The sequence below is a fragment of the Desulfosarcina widdelii genome (assembly GCF_009688965.1).
Taxonomy (GTDB): domain Bacteria; phylum Desulfobacterota; class Desulfobacteria; order Desulfobacterales; family Desulfosarcinaceae; genus Desulfosarcina; species Desulfosarcina widdelii.
The window spans coordinates 3971281-3992957 of sequence record NZ_AP021875.1 but is presented as its reverse complement, the minus strand read 5'-3'; the positions used below and the strand labels follow the sequence as shown (position 1 = coordinate 3992957).

At 55.3% G+C, this 21677-nt stretch carries 18 protein-coding genes; 8 read left to right on the top strand and 10 right to left on the bottom strand.

Going from position 1 to position 21677, the window contains the following annotated elements:
- Positions 1-21: 21 nt before the first annotated feature.
- Positions 22-621 (bottom strand): TetR/AcrR family transcriptional regulator, encoded by a 600-nt coding sequence (locus tag GN111_RS18355; protein ID WP_155305141.1) that lies wholly within the window; start codon positions 619-621, stop codon positions 22-24.
- A 325-nt stretch (positions 622-946) separates the two neighbouring features.
- Complete coding sequence (locus GN111_RS18350) at positions 947-3112, bottom strand: cation:proton antiporter domain-containing protein (protein WP_155305140.1); 2166 nt, start codon at positions 3110-3112, stop codon at positions 947-949.
- A 321-nt stretch (positions 3113-3433) separates the two neighbouring features.
- Between GN111_RS18350 and queA the strand changes: the two genes are divergently transcribed.
- The 7 genes from queA to GN111_RS18315 all read left to right on the top strand — a co-directional run bounded on the left by queA (position 3434) and on the right by GN111_RS18315 (position 13878).
- Complete coding sequence (queA, locus tag GN111_RS18345) at positions 3434-4519, top strand: tRNA preQ1(34) S-adenosylmethionine ribosyltransferase-isomerase QueA (protein ID WP_331457665.1); 1086 nt, start codon at positions 3434-3436, stop codon at positions 4517-4519.
- Positions 4520-4558: 39 nt separating this feature from the next.
- On the top strand, positions 4559-5665 hold the full coding sequence (gene tgt, locus GN111_RS18340; RefSeq protein WP_155305139.1) for a tRNA guanosine(34) transglycosylase Tgt: 1107 nt from the start codon (positions 4559-4561) through the stop codon (positions 5663-5665).
- A 42-nt stretch (positions 5666-5707) separates the two neighbouring features.
- A complete protein-coding gene (locus GN111_RS18335; RefSeq protein ID WP_155305138.1) occupies positions 5708-5926 on the top strand; it encodes a NifU family protein in 219 nt (72 codons plus the stop codon).
- A 451-nt stretch (positions 5927-6377) separates the two neighbouring features.
- On the top strand, positions 6378-8795 hold the full coding sequence (locus GN111_RS18330; RefSeq protein WP_231715801.1) for a cache domain-containing protein: 2418 nt from the start codon (positions 6378-6380) through the stop codon (positions 8793-8795).
- Positions 8796-9028: 233 nt separating this feature from the next.
- Entirely contained in the window at positions 9029-10936 is a 1908-nt protein-coding gene (locus GN111_RS18325) for a sigma-54 dependent transcriptional regulator (RefSeq protein ID WP_155305136.1), read from the top strand.
- 245 nt (positions 10937-11181) lie between these two features.
- Positions 11182-11805: an acetate uptake transporter gene (locus GN111_RS18320; protein ID WP_269433856.1), complete on the top strand. Its 624-nt coding sequence runs from the start codon at positions 11182-11184 to the stop codon at positions 11803-11805.
- A gap of 168 nt (positions 11806-11973) precedes the next feature.
- Positions 11974-13878 carry a propionyl-CoA synthetase gene (locus GN111_RS18315; protein ID WP_155305134.1) on the top strand — a complete coding sequence of 635 codons (1905 nt, stop codon included), beginning with the start codon at positions 11974-11976 and terminating at the stop codon, positions 13876-13878.
- A 109-nt stretch (positions 13879-13987) separates the two neighbouring features.
- Here the strand turns inward: GN111_RS18315 and GN111_RS18310 are convergent, their stop codons facing one another.
- Positions 13988-14194, bottom strand: a complete 207-nt coding sequence (locus GN111_RS18310; protein WP_155305133.1) for a hypothetical protein — start codon at positions 14192-14194, stop codon at positions 13988-13990.
- Between the two features lie 466 nt (positions 14195-14660).
- The gene (locus GN111_RS18305; RefSeq protein ID WP_155305132.1) at positions 14661-14945 is read right to left on the bottom strand and encodes a hypothetical protein; all 285 of its coding nucleotides are present in this window, start codon (positions 14943-14945) and stop codon (positions 14661-14663) included.
- A 258-nt stretch (positions 14946-15203) separates the two neighbouring features.
- Here GN111_RS18305 and GN111_RS18300 point away from each other — a divergent pair, with 258 nt between their 5' ends.
- Entirely contained in the window at positions 15204-16418 is a 1215-nt protein-coding gene (locus GN111_RS18300; protein ID WP_197740378.1) for a diaminopropionate ammonia-lyase, read from the top strand.
- A gap of 49 nt (positions 16419-16467) precedes the next feature.
- Here the strand turns inward: GN111_RS18300 and GN111_RS18295 are convergent, their stop codons facing one another.
- From GN111_RS18295 to GN111_RS18270, 6 genes are all read right to left on the bottom strand, one after another.
- Entirely contained in the window at positions 16468-16923 is a 456-nt protein-coding gene (locus tag GN111_RS18295) for a hypothetical protein (RefSeq protein ID WP_155305131.1), read from the bottom strand.
- Complete coding sequence (locus GN111_RS18290) at positions 16904-17443, bottom strand: hypothetical protein (protein WP_155305130.1); 540 nt, start codon at positions 17441-17443, stop codon at positions 16904-16906. Before GN111_RS18290 ends, GN111_RS18295 begins: the two co-directional genes overlap by 20 nt.
- 354 nt (positions 17444-17797) lie before the next feature.
- Complete coding sequence (locus tag GN111_RS18285; protein ID WP_155305129.1) at positions 17798-18223, bottom strand: hypothetical protein; 426 nt, start codon at positions 18221-18223, stop codon at positions 17798-17800.
- Positions 18224-18540: 317 nt separating this feature from the next.
- On the bottom strand, positions 18541-19491 hold the full coding sequence (locus GN111_RS18280) for a 2-hydroxyacid dehydrogenase (protein ID WP_155305128.1): 951 nt from the start codon (positions 19489-19491) through the stop codon (positions 18541-18543).
- 155 nt (positions 19492-19646) lie between these two features.
- Entirely contained in the window at positions 19647-20303 is a 657-nt protein-coding gene (locus GN111_RS18275; RefSeq protein WP_155305127.1) for a cysteine hydrolase family protein, read from the bottom strand.
- A gap of 155 nt (positions 20304-20458) precedes the next feature.
- Entirely contained in the window at positions 20459-21625 is a 1167-nt protein-coding gene (locus GN111_RS18270; RefSeq protein WP_155305126.1) for a hypothetical protein, read from the bottom strand.
- Between the last annotated feature and the right edge of the window lie 52 nt (positions 21626-21677).

Here is a 21677-nt window from a genome sequence, read left to right as displayed (position 1 = left end):
TCTCTCCAATCCGCCAACGGCTCAATTGCCATCCGCCTCGGGGTTGGAAATGGCGCGCCAGATCATCTCGAAAAGCGTGCCGGCCTGGTCGGTCAACCTGCCCTGCTGGCCCCTGGAAATCCACATGGTGAAGGCCCGCTGGACGTTGCCCAGCATGAAATCCAGCAGAACGCCGGCGCGTACGTTGGGATTCAACTGGCCCTCTTTCTGGCCCTTGCGCATGACCTCCAGGTACATGTTAATCATTTTTTTCTGCTTGAAGGTTTCATCGGCCATCCAGGTCTTCATGGGCAGCGTCATGAAGATGATGCGGGCCAGGCCGGGGTTGCGCTCGTAATAATCCAGCTGAAGCCAGAGTACCTTGCGCATTTTTTCCTTGAGGTCTTCGATGCCCTGGAGATGGTCGTAGATCCGCTCGGTCAGTTTTCCCAGCCAGACGTCCACAAAGGCAAAGACCAGACGCTCTTTGGATCCGTAATGTTTGTAAATGGTGGAGAAGCTGACGCCCGCCCGGTTGGCCACATCGCGGATATTGGCCTTATGGAAGTCGGAATGGGAAAAGATATCCAGGACGGCCTGCTCCAGCCGCTGGTACACTTCCGGTTTGAGGGGGGCTAACATTGTTATTGTTGGTCCGAATTCTTTTTTCAGGCTATAACGTCGCCAAAACATAACTATTTGTTATGTATGTTATAAACCAATTCATTGGATGGGCTTCATCTGTTCTATTAGTAGGCCTGTATAATGATGTTTCTTTTTAATTATTTTTATAATTATTTGAATTAAATATAAAAAGTTGTTTTTCAGGTTTTTTGTTCGGTTTTAAGAGTAACAATGTTATTGTTCATGCAAGATAGAATGCTCACCATTCCTCTGTCAAGGAAAAAATTTCTGAATTGTGTTTAATTGATGGGGGATGATTCGGGCGATGTCAGTGCGCCGGATTTCATGACATCAGGTGCCGCCGGTCCAGCCGTGTTTTCTCGCCGCCGGGGCCTTCCACACGGGTGACGGAACTGCGGTGGTGGACGATCATCATCGGTTTGTTGGCGTGGCGATATACGGTCTCGGCCAACGATCCCCAGAAGATTCTCGAAAGACCATATCCGGTTCGGGTAGCCATGACGATCAGATCCTGATCGGCGGAAACCTCCAGGATGGTTTCCAGGCGCGCCCGGGTTTCGATCACCTGCGGCTCCACCGGCGAGGCCAGGTTGACCCGCTCCGTCCAGGCCCGGAGAATTTCCCGATGCAGTTCCACCTCCTGAGGTGAAACACCGCAGGGCAGCATCCACAGGAGCGTCACCGTTTGCGGTCCGAGGAGCGTGAGGGCGTCGATCAGCGTGGTCAGGACATGCAGTTCCCTTTCCGTGACAAAGGGGATCAGAATCCGGCCGACACGCTGAAGACGGTTGATGTTGGCGATGATCACAGGGCAGTCGGCCTGGCCGACGACCTTTTCGAGGATGGCCTGGAATTTACGCTGGGAGGTTTCCCGGGGAAAGCCCAGGATCAATGCACGGGTGGCCATTCTGGACGCCACCGAAAGCAGGCCGTCGGAAACGGTATCGCTCTCGATGGTCAGGGTCTGAAGGGTTCCCCCCATTCGGTTTAGCGTTCCGGCGGCAACGGCAAAAAGGTTTTTGGCATGGGTATGCGGATCGGCATCCCTTGGCGGGTCGGCACCTGCCAGCACCCTGACGGCCAAAGGCCTGGCTTGGTGGACATAAGCCAAAAGGAGTGCCAGGCGGGCAAGGCCGATCAGCGTCTCCGGATGACCTGCCCCGAAAATCACCACACCTTTGGGGGTGGTGGTTGTCGGGAAGCGATGTCCCTCCCAGATTCCGGCCTTATCCCTGTCCGGCATGATCCCGGGGCCTGGATCGGAAGGCGAGGTGTCCGACAGCCGGCTTTCTCCTGCACGGACAACCGCCATGCGGGTGCAGGCCGGGCCAATGAGTTCGGACAGCACCACGCCGGTAAGGACCACCGGCGTTATCACGGATGAAAACATGGCCAGGTTGGGATCGCCCTGGACGAGAAAAACCAGCCCGATGGCGATGCCGGCCTGGGGAATCAGCGCCAGGCCGATGTTGGCGCCGACGGTATGCGGCGCACCGGCGATTCGGGCTCCGGTGCCGGCACCGATTTGTTTGCCCAGCCCCCGTGCTAAAAAATAGGCCAGCCCCAACCATCCGCAGGATAACAGGGCATCGGGCTCGATATGGCAGCCCGCCAGCGTAAAAAAGAGGACCAGGATCGGCGGTTCAAAGGCATTGATCGTGCGAAATACCCGCACGTCCCGGCGGTCACGGTTGACGATGACGAACCCGGCGGCCATCCCCGCCAGGAGCGGCGAAAGGTTCAGCATGCTGGCCGACTCGCCGCACAAAAGCAGCAAAGCCAGGCCCAGGGTCAGCATCTCCGATTCGTTTTTCAGCCGATGGATGGCCCAGTCCATGATCCAGCCGGTCGTCGCTCCCAAAGCCAAGGAGGCACCGATCTGGGCGCCTGCGGCCGCCAGAGCCGAGCACCAATGACTTTCCCCACCCCCCAATTGACCGCTGACAGCCACGGTTACGCCGAAAAAGACGATAGCCAGACCGTTGTTGAAGGCCACAATGGCCAGCAGAGTGGAACTCAGAGGGCCGGCGGCTTTAAGTTCTTTCATGACGTGGAGGGTGGAAGCCGGAGCCGTGGCAACGGCGATGGCCCCCAGCAGAACAGCCAGGTTCAGGTGGTTGGACAGAGGACCCAGGGCAGCGCCCAGGGTGGCCAGGGAGACGATCAGGCAGGCCGAACAGGTCATCAGGCAGGTTCCCAGGGTTTCTCCAAGGCCGATGCGGCTCGCCATGGGCAGGATGGGACGCAGCCGCGAAATTTCCAGATGTTCGCCGATGCCGAAAGCGACCAGCATCAGAGCGATCTCCGTGAAGTGCTCCAGCCGGCCTTCCAGGATACCGACGTTGACCCAGTCGAGTCCCATGGGGCCGAGCAGCAGACCGGCCGCGATGTATCCCGTCACCGACGGCAGGTGCAGTCGTTGGCAGATCTTCGCCAGAATGAAGCCGGCCCCCAGCAGCGTTGCCAATATCAGGGTCGTGTGGCCCAAGGCTCCGGTTCCCTTCTTCTATAGAATGTAAGGGGTTCGAGGCGATGTCTCTCTTAGGTCATCCTTCATTGAATTCAGCAAAACCAATGCCAATGCGCATCCCCGCTGCGGCCGGTAAAATCCGGCCATGTTCCGGCAGGCCTGTCGGTTCCTTTTACAACGTGAAAACTGATCGTAGACGGATGCCGGCCAGGAATTCATCGGCGTCAGAGGGAAGATCCCGGGCTTGAACTCGTTGGCCAAGGTGCGTATATTGCCGCGACACAACCGCACGGCTCCGGATGGGCCGCAAACGGATCGAATGATGACCGACAGGAGGCCTTGGGCGGCCCGAGCCGCCTTTTCACCATGTACCGACTCGAAGACTACGACTACCATCTGCCGGAGGACCTCATCGCCCAGACACCGGCTCCGAACCGGGACGAATCCCGGCTGTTGCACATGCAACGATTTCGGAACCATGTCGAACACTTGCAGTTTCAGGACATCGTCGATCTGCTGCACCCGTCGGACCTGCTGGTCGTAAACAATACCCGGGTGGTGCCGGGGCGCTTGTACGGACGCAAGCAGACCGGCGGCAAGGTCGAAGCGCTGATTTTAAATTATGGTCAAAACGATTCTGGCGATGATGGGAATCAACGGAGCTACCAATGCCTGATCAAAGCCTCCAAGCAGGCCAGAGCCGGAACGCGCTTGATCTTCGACGCGGACTTGGTCGGCGAAGTGCGGGGGTTCTCGGACGGTGTCTACACGGTTCGTTTTACCTCTTCCCAACCATTTGAAATAGTAATTGATCGCATCGGTCATATGCCGCTGCCCCCGTATATCAAGAGAAGCGAAGATGAAGCCGACGATGCGGATCGGCTGCGGTATCAGACCGTCTACGCCCGTGAGCAGGGGGCCATTGCCGCCCCCACCGCAGGACTGCATTTTACCGAAGCCACCCTCTCAAAGATTCGCGAGAAGGGGGTGGGTATCGCACCGGTGACGTTGCATGTGGGCTACGGCACTTTCGTGCCGGTGCGCGTGGACGACATCCGCGACCATCGCATGCACGAAGAGTGGTTCTCCATCAGCGCCGAGACGGCGGACCGGGTAAATCGGGCTAAAAAAGCGGGGCGCCGGGTGGTGGCCGTCGGAACCACCAGCGTTCGCACCCTCGAGTATGCCGCCCGCAAAAGCGGCTGCCTGACGCCGGGAACCGGACGCTGCGATCTGTTCATCTATCCCGGCTTTGCCTTCAAGATCGTCGATGCCATGATTACCAACTTTCACCTGCCCAAATCGACCCTGCTCATGCTCGTCTCGGCTTTTGCCGGTAGAGAAACCATGTTAGATGCCTATGCCGAAGCGGTACGGGAAAAATATCGTTTTTTCAGTTATGGGGATGCGATGTTGATAGAGTAAGTGAACAATTTTAACCCAACAAACGCTACAAACTCAATCATGATTGATTTCAAATTAATAGTGCAATCGGAAAATGCCCGGGCCGGCGAATTCCACACCGCCCACGGCAAAATCACCACACCCGTCTTCATGCCCGTGGGCACCCAGGCTACGGTCAAGGCGCTGACCCCGGAGGAACTGAAGGAAGTCGGCGCACAAATCATTCTGGGCAACACCTATCATCTTTATTTGAGACCCGGCACCGAAATCGTCGGCCGGTTTGAAGGGTTGCACCGTTTCATGCATTGGGAACGGCCCATTCTTACCGACAGCGGCGGATTTCAGGTCTTTTCCCTGGCCAAGCTGCGCAAGCTGACAGAGAAGGGCTACCAGTTTCAGTCCCACATCGACGGGTCGCGGCACCTGTTTACGCCGGAAAAATCCATCGAGGTGCAGATTTGCCTCAACTCTGACATCATCATGTGCCTGGACCAGTGCCTGGAGTATCCGGCCACCCATGAGCAGGCCGTCGAGGCCCTGGAACTGACCACCCGCTGGGCACAGCGCTGCAAGGAATACTGGGAGGCGGAGACCGGAGGGCTGAATCATCTCTTCGGCATTGTCCAGGGGGGCATGTTCACCGACCTGCGCCAGCGGTCGGCCGAGGAAATCATGGGTATCGACTTTCCAGGATACGCCATCGGTGGATTGAGCGTGGGCGAACCCAAGGAACTGATGATGGAGATGGCCGCCCACACCCTGCCCCTGCTGCCGGCCGACCGGCCGCGTTACATCATGGGGGTCGGCACCCCCGAAGACCTGGTCGAACTGGTCGACCTGGGTGCAGATATGTTCGACTGCGTCATGCCCACCCGCAACGCCCGAAACGGGCAGCTTTTCACCGAGCGGGGAACCATTAACATCTGCAATGCACGTTTCCGGGAAGACGAGGGACCGGTGGATACGTCCTGCAGCTGCTATACTTGCCGCCACTACAGTCGGGCCTACCTGCGCCACCTGTACACGGCCCGGGAGATTCTCGCCTACCGGCTCAACACGATCCACAACGTCCATTATTATGTGAATCTGGTCAAGGAGATGCGGGAAGCCATTTTGGCCGGAAGGTTTGACCGGTTCAAAAAGGCGTTTTATAGTAAACGACAGTGAAAAATTCGCATAACTCTCGATATCAGCATCAGGAGGCTGAACATGAAAGAAAAAGTAGAAGAGGCCATCAATAAAATTCGGCCCATGCTCCAGGCCGACGGCGGCGACGTGGAACTGATCAGCGTGGAGAACGGCATCGTCAAGGTGCGCCTGCAGGGCGCCTGCGCCGGATGTCCCATGTCCCAGATGACGCTGAAAAACGGCATCGAACGGGTGCTGAAGCAACAGATTCCGGAAGTCAAAGCAGTCGAGTCGGCTTGATTTTTCCCGGGCGCAAACCGATTCCGTAGTAACGGTTTTGTGTCGAGGTGAGTTTTTTGTAGGAGCGGCTTCCAGCCTTGATAAAATAAGATGATCGCGGATGGAAGCCGCTCCTATGCATTCTGCAGCGACGTGCAATAACGGTTGCCCTGTGGTCCACCTCACACTAGGATTTACAACGTTTGGGTCAACCGCTTGCCTGCGTGTATTTATTTATAATCGTTAAGATTTTTTAATGATTTACCTTCCAGATATTCCCGCTTTCCCTCTTTTCCCAGTCCGATGGCGACGCTTTTTTCCTTGTTGACATAGCGCCTCGCCTTTCTTTAGGCTGTCGGACTGCCGCCGAACAGGCGTCAATTTCGATCCATGCGGCCTTACTTTTTTTGGCCATCGCGCCTGAATTGCCGGGACAGGGCGCCGACCCCTTTCCGGATGCCAGTCGTTGACCGTGCTGCCCGGATCGACCCTTGCCGATTCCAAAGGGAGTCAGATGGTGAACCTGCCCAGCCGATTTGCAGATCTGCGCATCCGCTACAAGCTGTTGATCAGCTATTCACTGGTGCTGCTGCTCAGTTTGACCATTGGCAGCGGGATCATCTTTTTTTTCGTCAAGCAGGCCATCCAGACCAATATCGAGAGCGAACTGACGAACATCACCCAGACCATTTTGAACATGGTCCGCACTTCGGCCAGCGTCTCCATTAAAAACCACCTGCGTGCCGTTGCCGAAAAAAATCGTGAGATCGCCCTGCATTTCTACAACAAGGCCCTGGCCGGCGAGATCAGCATGGAGGCGGCCCAGCAACAGACCCGGGAGGTAATGCTGAGCCAGACCATCGGAAAGACCGGCTACATCTACTGCATCGACAGCCAGGGCATCATCCTGATCCACCCGGAACAGGCACTGATCCGCGTCGATCTTTCCGAACATGCCTTCATCGCCGAACAGAAGATCCGCAAGGTCGGCTATCTGGAATACAACTGGAAAAATCCGGGCGAAACCCACCCCCGGCCCAAGGCCCTTTACATGACCTATTTCGAGCCCTGGGACTGGATTATTTCTGTCACTTCCTACCGCAATGAATTCCGCGAACTGGTCAACGTGGACGATTTTCGCGACAGTATTCTTTCCATCGTTTTCGGGCAGACCGGTTATTCCTACGTGCTGGACCTGGATGGCAACCTGATCGTCCACCCCTCGCTGGTGGGCAATTATTACGAAGCCGTCGACGTCAAGGGAAAACAGTTCATTCAGGAGATGTGTCGTCGTAAAAACGGCAAGATCATCTACTCCTGGGCGGCACCCGGAGAGCCGGAGGCGCGGGAAAAACTAGTGATCTTCAACTATATTCCTGAATATCAATGGATCGTGGCCTCTTCGAGTTTTCTGGAGGAGTTCTATGCGCCCTTAAAGACCATCGGGCACCTGATCCTGGCCACGGTGTTGATTTCATTCATCCTGGTTTTGCCCCTTACCTCCCGCATCAGTTCGTCTATTACCAATCCCCTGCGGGAACTGATGGACCGCTTCGCTTCGGGCGCCGGGGGAGACATATCGGTGCGCATGCAGCGCAACAGCAAGGACGAGGTGGGCACCCTGGCCCGCTATTTCAATACCTTCATGGAGCGTTTGGAGGCTTACAGCGAAAGCCTGAAAACGGAAATCGCCGACCGCAAAAAAGCCGAGGCCGCCATCCGCAAAAGCGAGGCCAAATACCGCGAACTGGTGGAAAACGCCAACAGCATCATTTTGCGCATGACTCCTGAAGGAAAGATCACTTTTTTCAATGAATTCGCCCAGCGTTTTTTCGGATTCGCCGAAAAGGAGATTCTGGGAAGATCCGCCGTCGGAACCATCGTTCCCGAGGATACCCCCGGTGGCATTCGTATGATGGTGGCACCTTCCAACCAGCGCGGGGATCGCGAATCGGCCAACATGTTGTGCGACGGCAAACGGGTTTGGATTGCCTGGACCAGCCGGGCCACTTACGATCAAAGCGGGGCGCCCAAGGAGTACCTGTGCATCGGAACCGACGTCACCGAGTCGCGCAAGATGGAAGCCATGATGGTTCAAACGGAGAAAATGATGAGCGTCGGCGGGTTGGCCGCCGGCATGGCCCATGAGATCAACAATCCTTTGGGCGGCATGCTGCAAAGCCTCCAGAACGTGATCCGGCGGCTCTCTCCGGGCTTGCCTGCAAACGAAGCCGAGGCCGAAGCCTGTGGCACCCGCCTGGAAACCATCCGTAATTATCTGGAGAAAAGGGAAATCCTTCGGTTCTTGGACAATATCCGCGTCTCCGGTGAGCGGGCCTCCCATATCGTCGAAAACATGCTCAGCTTCAGCCGGCGCAGCGAATCGCGAAAAGCACCGGTGGATCTTTCCGGCTTGCTGGACAAGGCCGTTGAACTGGCTGCCCACGATTATGACCTGAAAAAGAAATTCGATTTTCGCCATATCCGCATCGAGCGTCGTTACGATGCGGGCATGCCCTTTGTCCCCTGTGCGGCTACCGAAATCGAACAGGTGGTGCTCAACCTGCTGCGCAATGCCGCCCAAGCCATGCGTGAAGGCGAAGCGCCCGTGCCTTCGCCCTGCATTACCCTGCATCTGAGAAAGGAATCGGACTTCGCCGTCATCGAAATTGCGGACAACGGTCCTGGAATGGACGAAACCCGGATCAAGCGAATTTTCGAGCCGTTTTTCACCACCAAAGAGGTTGGGGTGGGCACCGGGCTGGGGCTTTCGGTGTCCTATTTCATCGTTACCAGCAACCATGGCGGCGCCATGACTGCCGAATCGACGCCGGGCGAAGGCGCCAGTTTCATTATTCGACTGCCGCTGGTCGATCCGTCGGCGGGTTAGTAGCCTGGCAATTAAATATGAAATGTCTCGCCATTCCGGACTTGAAAAGCCTGCCTCGGACCTGATCCGGGGGCATCCAGAAAATTGCTGGATTCCGGCTTTCGCCGGAATGACGGACGAATAAACCTCCGGAGAAATAGCCGTAAGGATGAGACTTACGGGAAATCCATCGAAATCGATGGGAATGAACATGTCTCGATTCCGATATAGAAGATGCCGAATTAAGGAACAATATGGTAACAACACAACCGCCTGAAACGCGACGGGTCCTGATTATCGATGATGAAGACATCATCCGGGACAGCGTTGCCACCTATCTTGGAGACAGCGGCTTTGACGTCCACCAGGCAACAGACGGTCGGGAAGGGTTGCGACGATTTCAAGAGATCAGACCGGACGTGGTCCTTCTTGACCTGCGCATGCCGCGCATGGACGGTCTGGAAGTGCTGGAGGCCATTTCCGAGGAGCTGGACCAGGTTCCCGTGATCGTGGTGACCGGCGCCGGCGTCCTTCAGGATGCCGTGGCCGCCCTGCGTCTGGGGGCCTTCGATTTCGTTACCAAGCCCATTGTGGACATGGCGGTTCTCGAACATGCGGTGCTGCGGGCCTTGGAGAACAACCGTCTGAAAGAAGAGAATCGGCGCTACCAGGCGCACCTGGAAGATGAAATCCGAATTCGTACCCGGGACCTTCACCGTCGCACCGAAGAGCTGGAGGTTGCCAATGCGGACTTGCAGAATGAAATGGAGATCCGTGAAAAGACAGCCGCGGCATTGAAGCAGAGTGAATCGCGCCTGGCAGAGATGGTCTCCATTTTCCAGGGCTTCATCTACACCTGCGATGCGAACTTTCGTCTGGAATTCGTCAACCGGACCCTTGCCCGCCATGTGGGGGACGATGTGATCGGCAAGCTTTGCCATATGGCGCTTTATCGCCTGGAGCAGCCCTGTGCGTGGTGCCGCTATACAGACGTTTTAAAAGGCGAGTCGGTCCATACCGAATTTTTCAACGAGCGGGACGGACGATGGTACGATGCCGTTCAGGCACCGGTTTTCGACGGCCAGGGACAGGTGCGCAACCTTCAGGCGGTTGTCCTGGACATCACCGAACGCAAGACCACCGAAGATTGGCTGCGGCAGCGCGAAGCGCAGCTTTCGAAAAAAATCCGGCGGCTGAAGTCCAACCTGCGCACGGCCAGCCGGTTCGGTCGCATCATCGGAAAAAGCCGCCCCATGCAGGAGGTCTACGAAAACATCCTCAAGGCGGCCGAATCCAATGCCCATGTGATTATCTACGGCGAATCCGGAACGGGCAAGGAACTGGTGGCCAGGACCATTCACGATCTCAGTGATCGTGGCAGCAAAAAGTTCGTAACGGTTCATTGCGGCGCCATTCCGGACACTCTGATCGAAAGCGAATTTTTTGGATACCGAAAGGGCGCATTTACCGGTGCGGATCAGGACAAGCCCGGATATCTGGATGCCGCCGATGGCGGCACCCTGTTCATGGATGAAGTCGGCGAGCTGAACCTGACCATGCAGGTCAAGCTGCTGCGGGCCATCGAAGGCGGGGGCTATACGCCCATCGGCGGCAGGGCGGTCAGGCAGGCGGATCTTCGCATCGTGGCGGCCACCAACCGCAACCTGCGCGCCAGTCTGGATGCCGGGCGTTTCCGCAAGGACTTTTATTATCGGATCCATATCCTGCCCATTTATCTGCCGCCCCTGAAATCCAGAAAAGAGGATATCCCTTTGCTGGTGAATCATTTCGTCAACGATTTTCCCCACGGCGAAAAGCTTCCCGTGGTCCCCCAGCGCATCATCGCGGCCATGCAGGAGTACGATTGGCCCGGCAATGTCCGTGAGCTGCAAAATACCGTTCAACGATATATTACTTTGGGGAAAATCGATTTTTTGGATCTTCCGCCAGACGACCCCAAAACGCAGACGGTTTCCGACGACCTCGTCGCCGTTCAACCGGACGATGCCAACCGATCCCTGAGCGAAGCCGTGCGTGCCTTTGAAAAAGGCTATATCCAGCACTTGCTCAACGAAAACCACTGGCACCGTTCCCGGGTGGCCCGATTGTTGGGCGTTGACCGGAGGACGCTGTTCCGCAAGATGAAGTCCCACGGGCTATAATTGGCCCTAACCGGGACAAATATTTCCCATACTATTTATTTTCAATCAAAACAAATTTTTATTAATAGAAACCATTGGTTTTGGGACAATAATGACCCGAACAATTGCCGAAGATCATTCATTTAAAAAAAGACGATCAGATATTCAAACCGTTTGATATTGCACGGCTTACCGTTGGCTGCGACCGCTGGCACAGCGTTTGCTCAACAGGGACCCATTGTTGAACTGCAAATTCATTCACTCTAATCCCCCAGGAGGTCTCAATGTCAGCACCCGGTCAAGGAAATCCAGCAGTCGTCGGTTTGGCAGGCTTCGGTTTAACCACGCTCATTCTTCAGGTTCACAATCTCGGTCTTTGCGGTATCGGCCCTGTGCTGGCGCTGGCGATTGCCTTTGGTGGCGTCGCTCAACTGATCGCAGGATTTCAGGAGTTCAAATGTGGTAACAATTTCGGATACAGCGCCTTTGTCTCTTACGGTTCTTTCTGGATCGCCCTGGGCATTATCTGGATGCTGAATCACTTTAAAATTTATACCCTCAGCCATACGGACGTCGGCTTTTTTCTGGTCGTCTGGACCCTTTACACCGCCATTATGTGGGTCGGAGCCATGCGGGTTCACGGCGCCATGGCCACCACTTTCACGTTGCTGCTGCTTGGCTTCATCGGTCTGGATCTGGCCCATTTCGGATTCCCCGGACTGACCAAACCCACTGCGATCATCCTGATTTTCTGTGCCCTGATGGCCTGGTACATGATGGCCGCAGCCATTTATGCCCAGGTGTTCGGCAAGGAGATTCTACCCCTGGGAAAACCGTGGATCGCCGCCGATCCCGAACCGGTTGGCAGCCTGGCCAAGGAATCGGCCTGATTCGGCAACGCTTTTTGGCTTTCTGTCGGCAACCAATAATCGATAATACCCCGATCCGCAGCAGGCCCACCCGTCCTTGTCCGGAGCATGACCCCGCTCCGGACAAGGCTGTGGATCACATCTCCGACCACAACCGTTCTACCCATCATCACAGGAAAGGATATACCCATGACCAATGCATACGAGGCGGCCTACGAAGAATCGATTCGCGATCCCGAGGGCTTCTGGGGAAAAGCGGCCGAGGACTGCCACTGGTACAAACGCTGGGACAAAGTGCTGGACGACAGCAATAAGCCGTTTTACCGCTGGTTTGCCGGCGGGGAACTGAACACCTGCTACAATGCGCTGGACCTTCATGTCGAAAACGGTCGCGCCGATCAGGTGGCCCTGATCTACGACAGCCCGGTAACCGATACCATCAAGACCTATACGTACCGCGAACTTCGGGACGAAACCGCCAAATTCGCCGGGGTTTTGGCCGCCCAGGGCGTGGGTAAAGGCGACCGGGTGCTCATCTACATGCCCATGATCGCCGAAGCGGCCATCGCCATGCTGGCCTGTGCGCGTATCGGCGCCATTCATTCCGTGGTATTCGGCGGTTTCGCGGCCAAGGAGCTGGCCACGCGAATCAACGACGCCAAGCCCAAGGCCATCGTTTCGGCTTCCTGCGGCATCGAAGTCAAGAAGGTGATCCAGTATAAGCCGCTGCTGGACGCGGCCATTGACATGGCCGAGCACAAACCCGAATTCTGCGTGATCCTCCAGAGGCCCATGGAAAAAGCGGAAATGATCGCAGGGCGGGATATCGACTGGACCGAGGCCATGGTTTCCGCAAAACCGGCCGACTGCGTACCTGTTGCCGCCACCGATCCTTTGTACATCCTCTACACTTCGGGTACCACCGGACAACCCAAGGGCGTGGTACGGGACAACGGCGGCCATCTGGTTGCCCTGAAGTGGACCATGAAGGCGATCTACGACATCGATGCCGGCGACGTCTTCTGGGCGGCCTCGGACGTGGGCTGGGTGGTGGGCCACTCCTACATCGTCTATGCGCCGCTGTTCAAGGGCGCCACCACGATCCTCTTCGAAGGCAAACCGGTGGGCACGCCCGACGCCGGTGTGTTCTGGCGGGTGATCTCCCAGCACAAGGTCAAATCCCAGTTTACGGCGCCCACCGCCTTCAGGGCCATCAAGCGCGAAGATCCCAAAGCCGAACTGATGAAGAAGTACGACCTGTCCAATTTCAAGATCCTGTTTCTGGCCGGCGAACGTTCCGATCCAGACACGATCCAGTGGTCGGAGAACAACCTCAAGGTTCCCGTCATCGATCACTGGTGGCAGACCGAAACCGGATGGGCAATTGCCGCCAACTGCATGGGGCTGCATCAGTTTCCGGTCAAGTACGGTTCGCCCACCAAGGCGGTCCCCGGCTGGGACCTGCAAGTGGTGGATGCCAACAATCAGCAGGTGGCGCCGGGCGAAATCGGCGCCCTGGTAGTGAAACTGCCCCTGCCTCCGGGGACCCTGCCCACCTTGTACAAAAACGATGACCGATTCGTTGAAGCCTACCTGGAGGAGTTCCCAGGATATTACAAAACCGCCGATGCCGGCTATATCGACGATGAAGGCTACGCATATATCATGGCTCGCACCGACGACATCATCAACGTGGCCGGGCACCGCCTTTCCACCGGTGCCATGGAGGAGGTGCTGGCCGACCACCCAGACGTGGCCGAGTGCGCCGTGTTGGGTGTGGAAGACAAACTCAAGGGGCAGATTCCAATCGGCTTCCTGGTGCTCAATGCCGGTGTGGATCGCCCAGCGGAAGAGATCCAGAAGGAAGTGGTCCAGATGGTGCGCGAGCGCATTGGCCCGGTGGCCGCATTCAAGACCGCCACGGTGGTCAATCGGCTGCCAAAAACCCGGTCAGGCAAGATCCTGAGGGGCACCATCCAGAAAATTGCCGACAACAAGGAATACAAGGTTCCGGCCACCATTGACGATCCGACCATTCTCGGGGAAATGGAAACAGCGCTGAAAGGCATCGGCTACGGGACTGCTCGCCAGTAGACAATCCTCCCACCTTCAAAAAAAACGAAGCCTCCTTGTGGTTCAACACAAGGAGGCTTCTTTGTCTTCAGGGGATATTGCTTTTATGCTGCGACTTCCAAACGTCGTTTCAGGGGCTGTCAAGAAGTGGGGAGACTGATGCCCGGGCCGTCGCTGCTTCCGACCCGTCCGTGAACCGGTGTTCAATACCGCCGCTTCCAAGGACGAAAGCACTCAACAAGATCAGGGCAACGGCGGTCATCAGGCCGCCTGGCGTGAAAAGACGAACCATTTTTTGTTCGACCCATGTAGTGTCCGGTGCCAGAAGTGCTTTCATATCCCCCCTCCTGTCTGAAGCGGTTTTCCCGATGATGATGGTTCCAGGAAACGATTGCCGATACCTTCGTCTTTCTTAATCCATAGTATATTTAAATGAATATTGAAACAATAATTTTTGAATGATATTTATTGAATAAATTGCAATGCGCGACACCGTAAAGGATAGGCTTGCGATGTCCTGACGAAATCAGCCCCAATCCGCTTTTCAAATTATCGGAGGCCGGCAGGAAAAGGTAGGGAATTTGGACAAGGAGGGTGATCTCATGGGCCGGCAGGCTCGTATGGTTCGTAGCCTCCTGCCGTTCGGGAAGGGTGAGGATCAAACCGAGCAAACGGATAAGCAGTTGTCTGACGCAGATGTTTTAGAATGGCGAAGATCCATTGACCGCAATGAGAATTTCGTTTTCTTTCCGGTTGTATCAATTTAAGTAATCTCCGCTCACGGCGGATTGGGTGAAATACTATCATCCCTGGTACATACCCTCGGCGACATCGGCGATCTCGCACGCCACGCCGCCTTCCTTGAGCAACTGCACTACATCCTCAATTCCAGCTGCCGTCTCGATATATACTGCCATGCTCCCGTCTGAATCCTTGAGGGAAAAGGAATTGGCACCGAGGATTTGCTCCGCCCGGTGGCAGTCGCTTACCTGAAAACCGAGGATCGAGAAGTCTTCCATGTAAAAGTCGGGCAGCGGCCGGTGGTCCATTTGCCGTTGATTTCTGCTGACGATGGGGTAATAGGTCATGTGTTCAACCTTTCGTAGCGTTAGGATTTTGTATGAAAGTCATCCTTGGCACATTGCTGTCATCAACCAGGCCATTGTACATTGTAGGGGCGAAAAATTTTTCGCCCCTACGACTGCAATAGAAACGATTCTTCACGGGAATGACAAGCCCGGTGTATTTTTACGAGTCTGTCGCAATTGATATACGCGAACGTTATGGGACGGAAAAGAGCGACGTAATAAATTATAAGCAGTCTTTTCCAAAGGGACAAACCACCGATGATGACAACTATCGAAAGTTGCGGTCTGCGCTACGTACTGGCCGCACCAACCGCAAAATCACCGCCGGCCTATTTTACCGATAGCCATGCCCGCCAGGCGCTGCGTTTTCACCGTACACTGCCCGGTTATCAGACGACAAGTCTCGTGAACCTGTCACAGCTATCCGAATGCTGGAACATCGGCAACATTCTGGTGAAGGACGAATCCACCCGTTTCGGTCTGAGCGCCTTCAAAGTGCTCGGGGGGAGCTATGCCGTGGCGCGGATGCTTTGCCGGCGGATGGGAATCGAATGGGAACAGGTCGATTTCGGCACCTTGAAAAAAGAACTCGTGCGCCGGAAGATCGGTCCTCTCACCTTGGCCACGGCCACCGACGGCAATCACGGCCGCAGTGTGGCCTGGATGGCCGAGCAACTGGGGCTGGATGCGGTCATTTACATGCCCAAAGGGACGGTGCGCTCGCGCGTGGAAAGCATCCGCCGCCATGGCGCCCGCGTTGAGGTGACCGACCTCAACTACGACGAAACCGTCCGACTAGTCTGGGATCTGGCGGGAAAAAACGGCTGGCAGGTCATCCAGGATACCGCCTGGGAAGGCTACACCGAAATTCCGCGCTGGATCATGCAGGGCTATACCACCATGAGCGCCGAAGCCGTCGAGCAGATGGCCGCAGCAGGGGTGCGTCCCACCCACGTGTTCGTTCAGGCCGGGGTGGGTGCCTTTGCCGCAGCCATGGTCGGCCACATGGCCAATGTCTTTTTCGACAGTCCGCCGAACTTTATTGTCGTCGAACCGACACAGGCCGCCTGCATGCTGGCTTCGGCCCGGGCCGGCGACGGCCTGCCCCGAGGGGTTGCCGGCGATCTGGATACCATCATGGCCGGTTTGGCCTGCGGCGAGCCCAGCACCCTGGCCTGGGACATTCTGCGGGAATGGTCCTGCTGCTTCATCGGCTGCGAGGACTTCGTGGCTGCCAACGGCATGCGCATCCTGGCCAATCCGATTGGAGAAGACGCGGCGGTAGAGGCCGGCGAATCCGGAGCCGTGGGAATCGGCCTTTTGGACCGACTGGCCAACCATCCGGATTGTACGGCACTGAGACAGGATCTGGATATCGATTCGCAATCCACCATGTTGGTGTTCAATACCGAAGGGGCGACAGATCCTGTCAATTATCGTGATGTGATTTGGTATGGGAAGTTCGGAGGGTAATTGCTCCTCAGAGATACACTGTTTCCCCAAGTCCTGAATTTGCGACTGGTTATAGCCAAGGCGTATGGCCTTTGGCGTAGCTTTCAACAGCCTCGAACGGGTTTAGATATCTATCCGGTTTTGTGGTCAGATACGAGAACAGGCCCTGATTTATCGACATTTCCATCGCATTGATCTGCCCCGGAGCGTACAAACCCAATGTCATTCGTTTCATCTCATTGATACTGCCCGTTAGTTTTCGATTCCCGTTTTTCCCAAGAGATAGGGATTGCTGACCTTTGTACCACGGGCTTGCATTGATGATCTCGTCTGCTATTGATTGCAGATCACGATATTGTGACTTGCACCGCACGAATGTGAATAATGTGTATTCATGCACAATGAATAGCATCGGGGTGCGCCCGATCATCACTACATCAACCTTCCAGAAATCTCCCGAACGTTCCTCAAGATCTTTCCAGTTGATATGAAAACGCTTTGCAGCTTTATTGGTTAGATTGATCATGTTCGTTTCCAGTTGTTTTTTGAAGTTGTCGCAGCGTTTCTTCAAGAACAGGCAACCGCTGTTTGTCTTTTGGGTCTTTTGAGGTCTTTTTTAGTTCGATTATTGTTTCAAGATCGAGGACTTTTATAGTGTTTCCTCTAAATGTGACATCCACCGTGTGTTCTATCAAATGATCATAGGTTTTCCCTTCTTCGATAACGGCAAGAACGTCAAGCGGGCCGAAGCGCGTGGAAAAAAGAGCATGACTTTTTCCTGAAAGGTCTTCTTTCGTCGGCTCAATCTTTTTATCATCCGGGCGACGATGAAAAGAGTCAACTGACTTGAGAAATGAAAGCAATTTTCCGATATTTTCTGATGACCTTTGGTGAACGATGTCAACATCCAATGTGGTTACAGGTGCGCCCTGCACAACGGCGGCAAGACCGCCAACCAGGATAAAATTAACATCGGCTTTTATCAGTCCCTCGAGTACGGCGCTTAAATCCATACCGGTCGGCATTCCTTCCCTGCTTGTAGGCATCCCTTAACTCCTGAATGGTTCGTGCAGCGTTATCATTGGCCAGTAAACGTTCTTCGGGAGACATCTTGAGAAACATTGTCACCAACCCTTTGTCTACAACTTGCGAATTCTTGTCAGTTTCATCGATTGCCATGACCAGATGTCCCCTTGGAAACGGGTTTTTATTATCACTCCGGCAAGTAAAGACACCAACTCCGTCATGCCAAACTTGATCCGGCATCCAGACTTTTCCTGGTTTCCGGCTTCCGCCGGAATGACAAATATTGGTTTTTTATGTTGCCACAATAATAGAACCTGAACGACGACCGGCCTGTGCGGCGTGGGAACCGAGTCCTTAGCAGGCCGTAGTTATCTTCAGTACACCTTCTCAGATATGTTTCTTGTTGCATTGAATGCCAGTTCGGAAAACTCGCGGCTCTGAATCAAGCTGCTTTGATAGTATTCCCTTAGAGCCTTTGGCCACATACTATAGTCTTGGTACCCCGAAAGCTCTTTAAGGACAACCGAGTAGTAAAACGATGTGGCACGTAAAGCGTTTTGCATTTCAGGCACATTGCTAACGGGTCTGACTTCAATATGTGCAACATCCTTATCCCTGTAATTCTTAACCGTCTCTCTATAGCCTATCCATTCGTCTTCGGTCATCTTCATATGTGTAAAAAGTGCTTGGCGGAAACCCTCGATATCCAAAACCACTCGCTTCCAGTGAAGATCATCGTTGTGGTACCCGAAAAGGTGGAACCAATCGAGCACAGATAACTCTATGGTATTGTTGAACATACATATCCAAAAGTTTTGTTTGCATCCTTGAACTTGTTTTTTTAAGGCCCTGTGATAGGAAAGCTGCCGGGCGAAATCAGCACATTTCAATGCCACCCTGCGTAATAATTTCTCTTTCTTCCATGGAGTTTCCTTTGAAAGATAACAGTGCTGATAAGTGCAAAATTTTCTACGTATCACGTTTATAAAATGGAAAACTTCCCACTTTTTTGTTTTTGAAATATACTCAAATCAGAATCCTTTTGTACAGGCAACACAGTTTTTCTGCGGAAACTATGCGGAATCAAAGTTGGTTAGAGGGTATAGATATACAATGCCTAAGGCTTTGCGCAGTTCAACGGCGCCTGTCCGGCTTCCAAACGCCGGATATTTTCGACCACACCGGCTACAATGCCCTGCATGGAAAGATCCGTGGAACCGCCGATATGCGGAGTGGCCAGCACATTCAAGTCAAAGATCGGGTCGTCCGGGTCCGGCGGTTCTTCCCAGAAGACATCCAGACCGGCTCCGGCAATCGTGCCTGAGGTCAGTGCCCATTCGAGGGCGTCGCGTTCCACCAGGCCGCCGCGGGACAGATTAATGAGATAGGCGCCGGGCTTCATGCAGGCCAGGGTCTGCCGGTTCATCAGGCCGCTGCTTTCGGATGTGACGGGCAGGCAGAGAAAGACAATGTCCGATTGAGCCAGCATTTCCGGAAGCTGTCCGGCATCCCCGACCCAGTCCAGTCCCAGGGCGGTTTTAGCGGCCTGCGGTTCATGGCGCTTGATGCCGATGATGCGCACGCCAAATCCTTGCAGGCGCTGAATCAATGCCTGGCCGATACCGCCGAGTCCGACGATGCCGACGGTTTTTCCACCCAGAGCCCTGCCCTGGGGCTGCCCCATTTTTCGCGACCGCATGCTCTGTTCCATTTTGCGGACGTCCCGGTGAAGACCGATCATCAGGTAAACCCCCAACTCGGCCACGGAGTCGGCGTTGCCGGAACTGCCCGTGGGGACATTGGCCACGAAAATATCCTTTTCCGCAGCGGCAGCGATGTCGACCCCCTCCAGACCGGACCCGCACTGCTGAATCAGTTTTAGCCGGTTGGCGTCTGCTAACACATCCCGGGTAATCGGGCACATGGTGGGAATCAGAACATCCACGCTGGCCAGGCTGTCCACATGAAAACCGCCAGTGGCGGTAAATTGATGGTTCGGCAACTGTTCTTTCACGATTCCCAGGAATCCGCCCCAGGCGTTCTCCGGTGCGGCAAACAGAATGTTCACGATGCGGCTCCCTTATTTTCACGGTCCCATAATCAATGGACCCGCAAAAAGTCGGAAAATACCAAGTTGGCGTCATTCCGGCGTAAGCCGGAATCCAGTCCTTTCAACATGTTCTGGATACCGGATCAAGTCCGGCATGACGAGCCTGAGACTTTTTACGATTCCATCAATAATTCACAGATATCCTCAACAGCGGCGCAGTTGACGCCGATATTTTTCAGTTCGTCGATATCCCTGGCCTGGATTCCGGACATGGCATCCACCACGACGGTGATGCGATAATCGTGCTCGCTGGCCTGGTAGATGGAGGTCCGGGGGCAATTGGGATAGTTGCAGCCACAGAACACCAGGGTCGATACGCTCTTTTCTTTCAGATGGTCCTCGAGGGGCGTCCGGTGGAAGGAACCCCAGCGGGGCTTAAAGATTAGAACCTCTTCCGGACCGACCTTCTGAATCTTGCCCGCCATCAACAGGTCGTCGTCGATGAGGATATCCCTATCGGGCAGCAGGGCATCGGCGGGGCGGCGACCCTCCGAGCCTTTCAGAAAAAGTGATTGGCCGTCCCGCAGGATGCTTCTGCGGCAGCGGTCGGCATCCTCGCCGTCCGGTGTGTAGATGCGCATTACATGCACGATGGGCCGCCCGGCATCGCGAAAGGATCGGCACAGGCGTTCGATTGCCGGCAGGATAGCCGTCGTACCGGGGACCTCGAAGGGTGCGCCGTCGAGGGTGTCGTTTTGTACATCGACGGTAATCAGGGCGGCCTGATGGTACTGGGGGGCCGTAAAGGGATCGGTAAACGGTGTGCTCATTTTTCCATTCCAGTTGGTGCGTCCATTTTGTTCTACCTGGCGGTCAGGGGACACGGATCAACTCGAGACTTTAGTTAAAGTAAAGGCTTTGTCATTCCCCCAGCGATTGTAAACCAATGGATTGGACCCGAGCAAGGTCGCTATCCATGCTGCGGCTAGTCCAGATCGATGTCCCGCCAGACCGCATCCCCCGCCGTAAAGGTGATCAGCCGCAGGGAAGTGCGCAGAGAAATTTTGCTGTAGGTGGCACGGACAGATTTAAATTGCTCCCTAATCTGGAATCGGATTTCAGCCGCCCCGCGACGAAAAGTGGACAAACCGAAGGCCCGGTCAGCGGTAACCACGGCGGCGACTTGTCCTTCGGCAGCGCTGGCGATGACCGGTTCTCCGAGCGGCAGCCGTTCCTGGAAAAATCCGCCGGTGTGGGTGCCGAAGCCCAGGATGCGTTGGTTGCTGAACATGACCACCAGATGCTTGGCCAGGAGCACCTGCGGGGCGACATTTTTTTCGTTGATCTTGAGATAGCGCGTATTCCACTGTCCGGATGTTATCGAGATGCCCAGAATCCGATCATTGGTCAGAAACGCGCCCACCTCGCCTTTGGCCCCCTGCCAGGCGATGGTTTCACCGGAGCGCCGATCTTCTTCGAAATTGCGCCGACCGTCCACTATGGCGATGAATGCGTCATCGGTGGCTAAGATGTCCACGAGGTCCTCGACTTCTTCGTAGGCCAGGGCGTTCTCGGCCATCAGTCCCGCGGCGATGAGCAGCACCAGCCTGAGTAAATGTTTCAATTGCATCATCCCCATTCCTGCGATTGGGGGAAAGCTGCTGGTGTAGGCGGGCAGGAAGAACGTTTTTCGCAAAAAGACGGGGGAGAGCAGATATCCCGGATGACGCAAGACGAAATCGGGAAGCAGGTGGTACCAGCGATACCCCATGGCGAAGAAAATCCGTCGGCAGGCGGTTTCATGGCCCAGCTGTCTGGCGGCGGCCAATCCTGCATTGCGCTGGCAGCGGGATGCGGCAATCGATAGAAATATCCGTCGATCCGGACCATAGCGAATCAGTTGGTCCCTGACGCGCTTGTATTCCTGAAAACGGGAGCGTGCATCCAACTGGGTGAACAGGATTGCAACGCCGAGCAGGATCAGCGCCGGACCCTTTACGGGGTGGGGGTCGATGCCGGCCATGGCGAGGAAGAGGATCAATTCGACGGTTGTGACAATGTGTAACAGAGCACCGGCCAAGAGATAGCCGGGAACGGTTTTCGGCTGTTTGCCGAGGTCGTTGACAACTGTCTCTAATGATGGCGCATGCATGCTGGCATCGCTATTCGGTATTCGGTGATCCCTGAGGCTCAAAGGGGTGAAT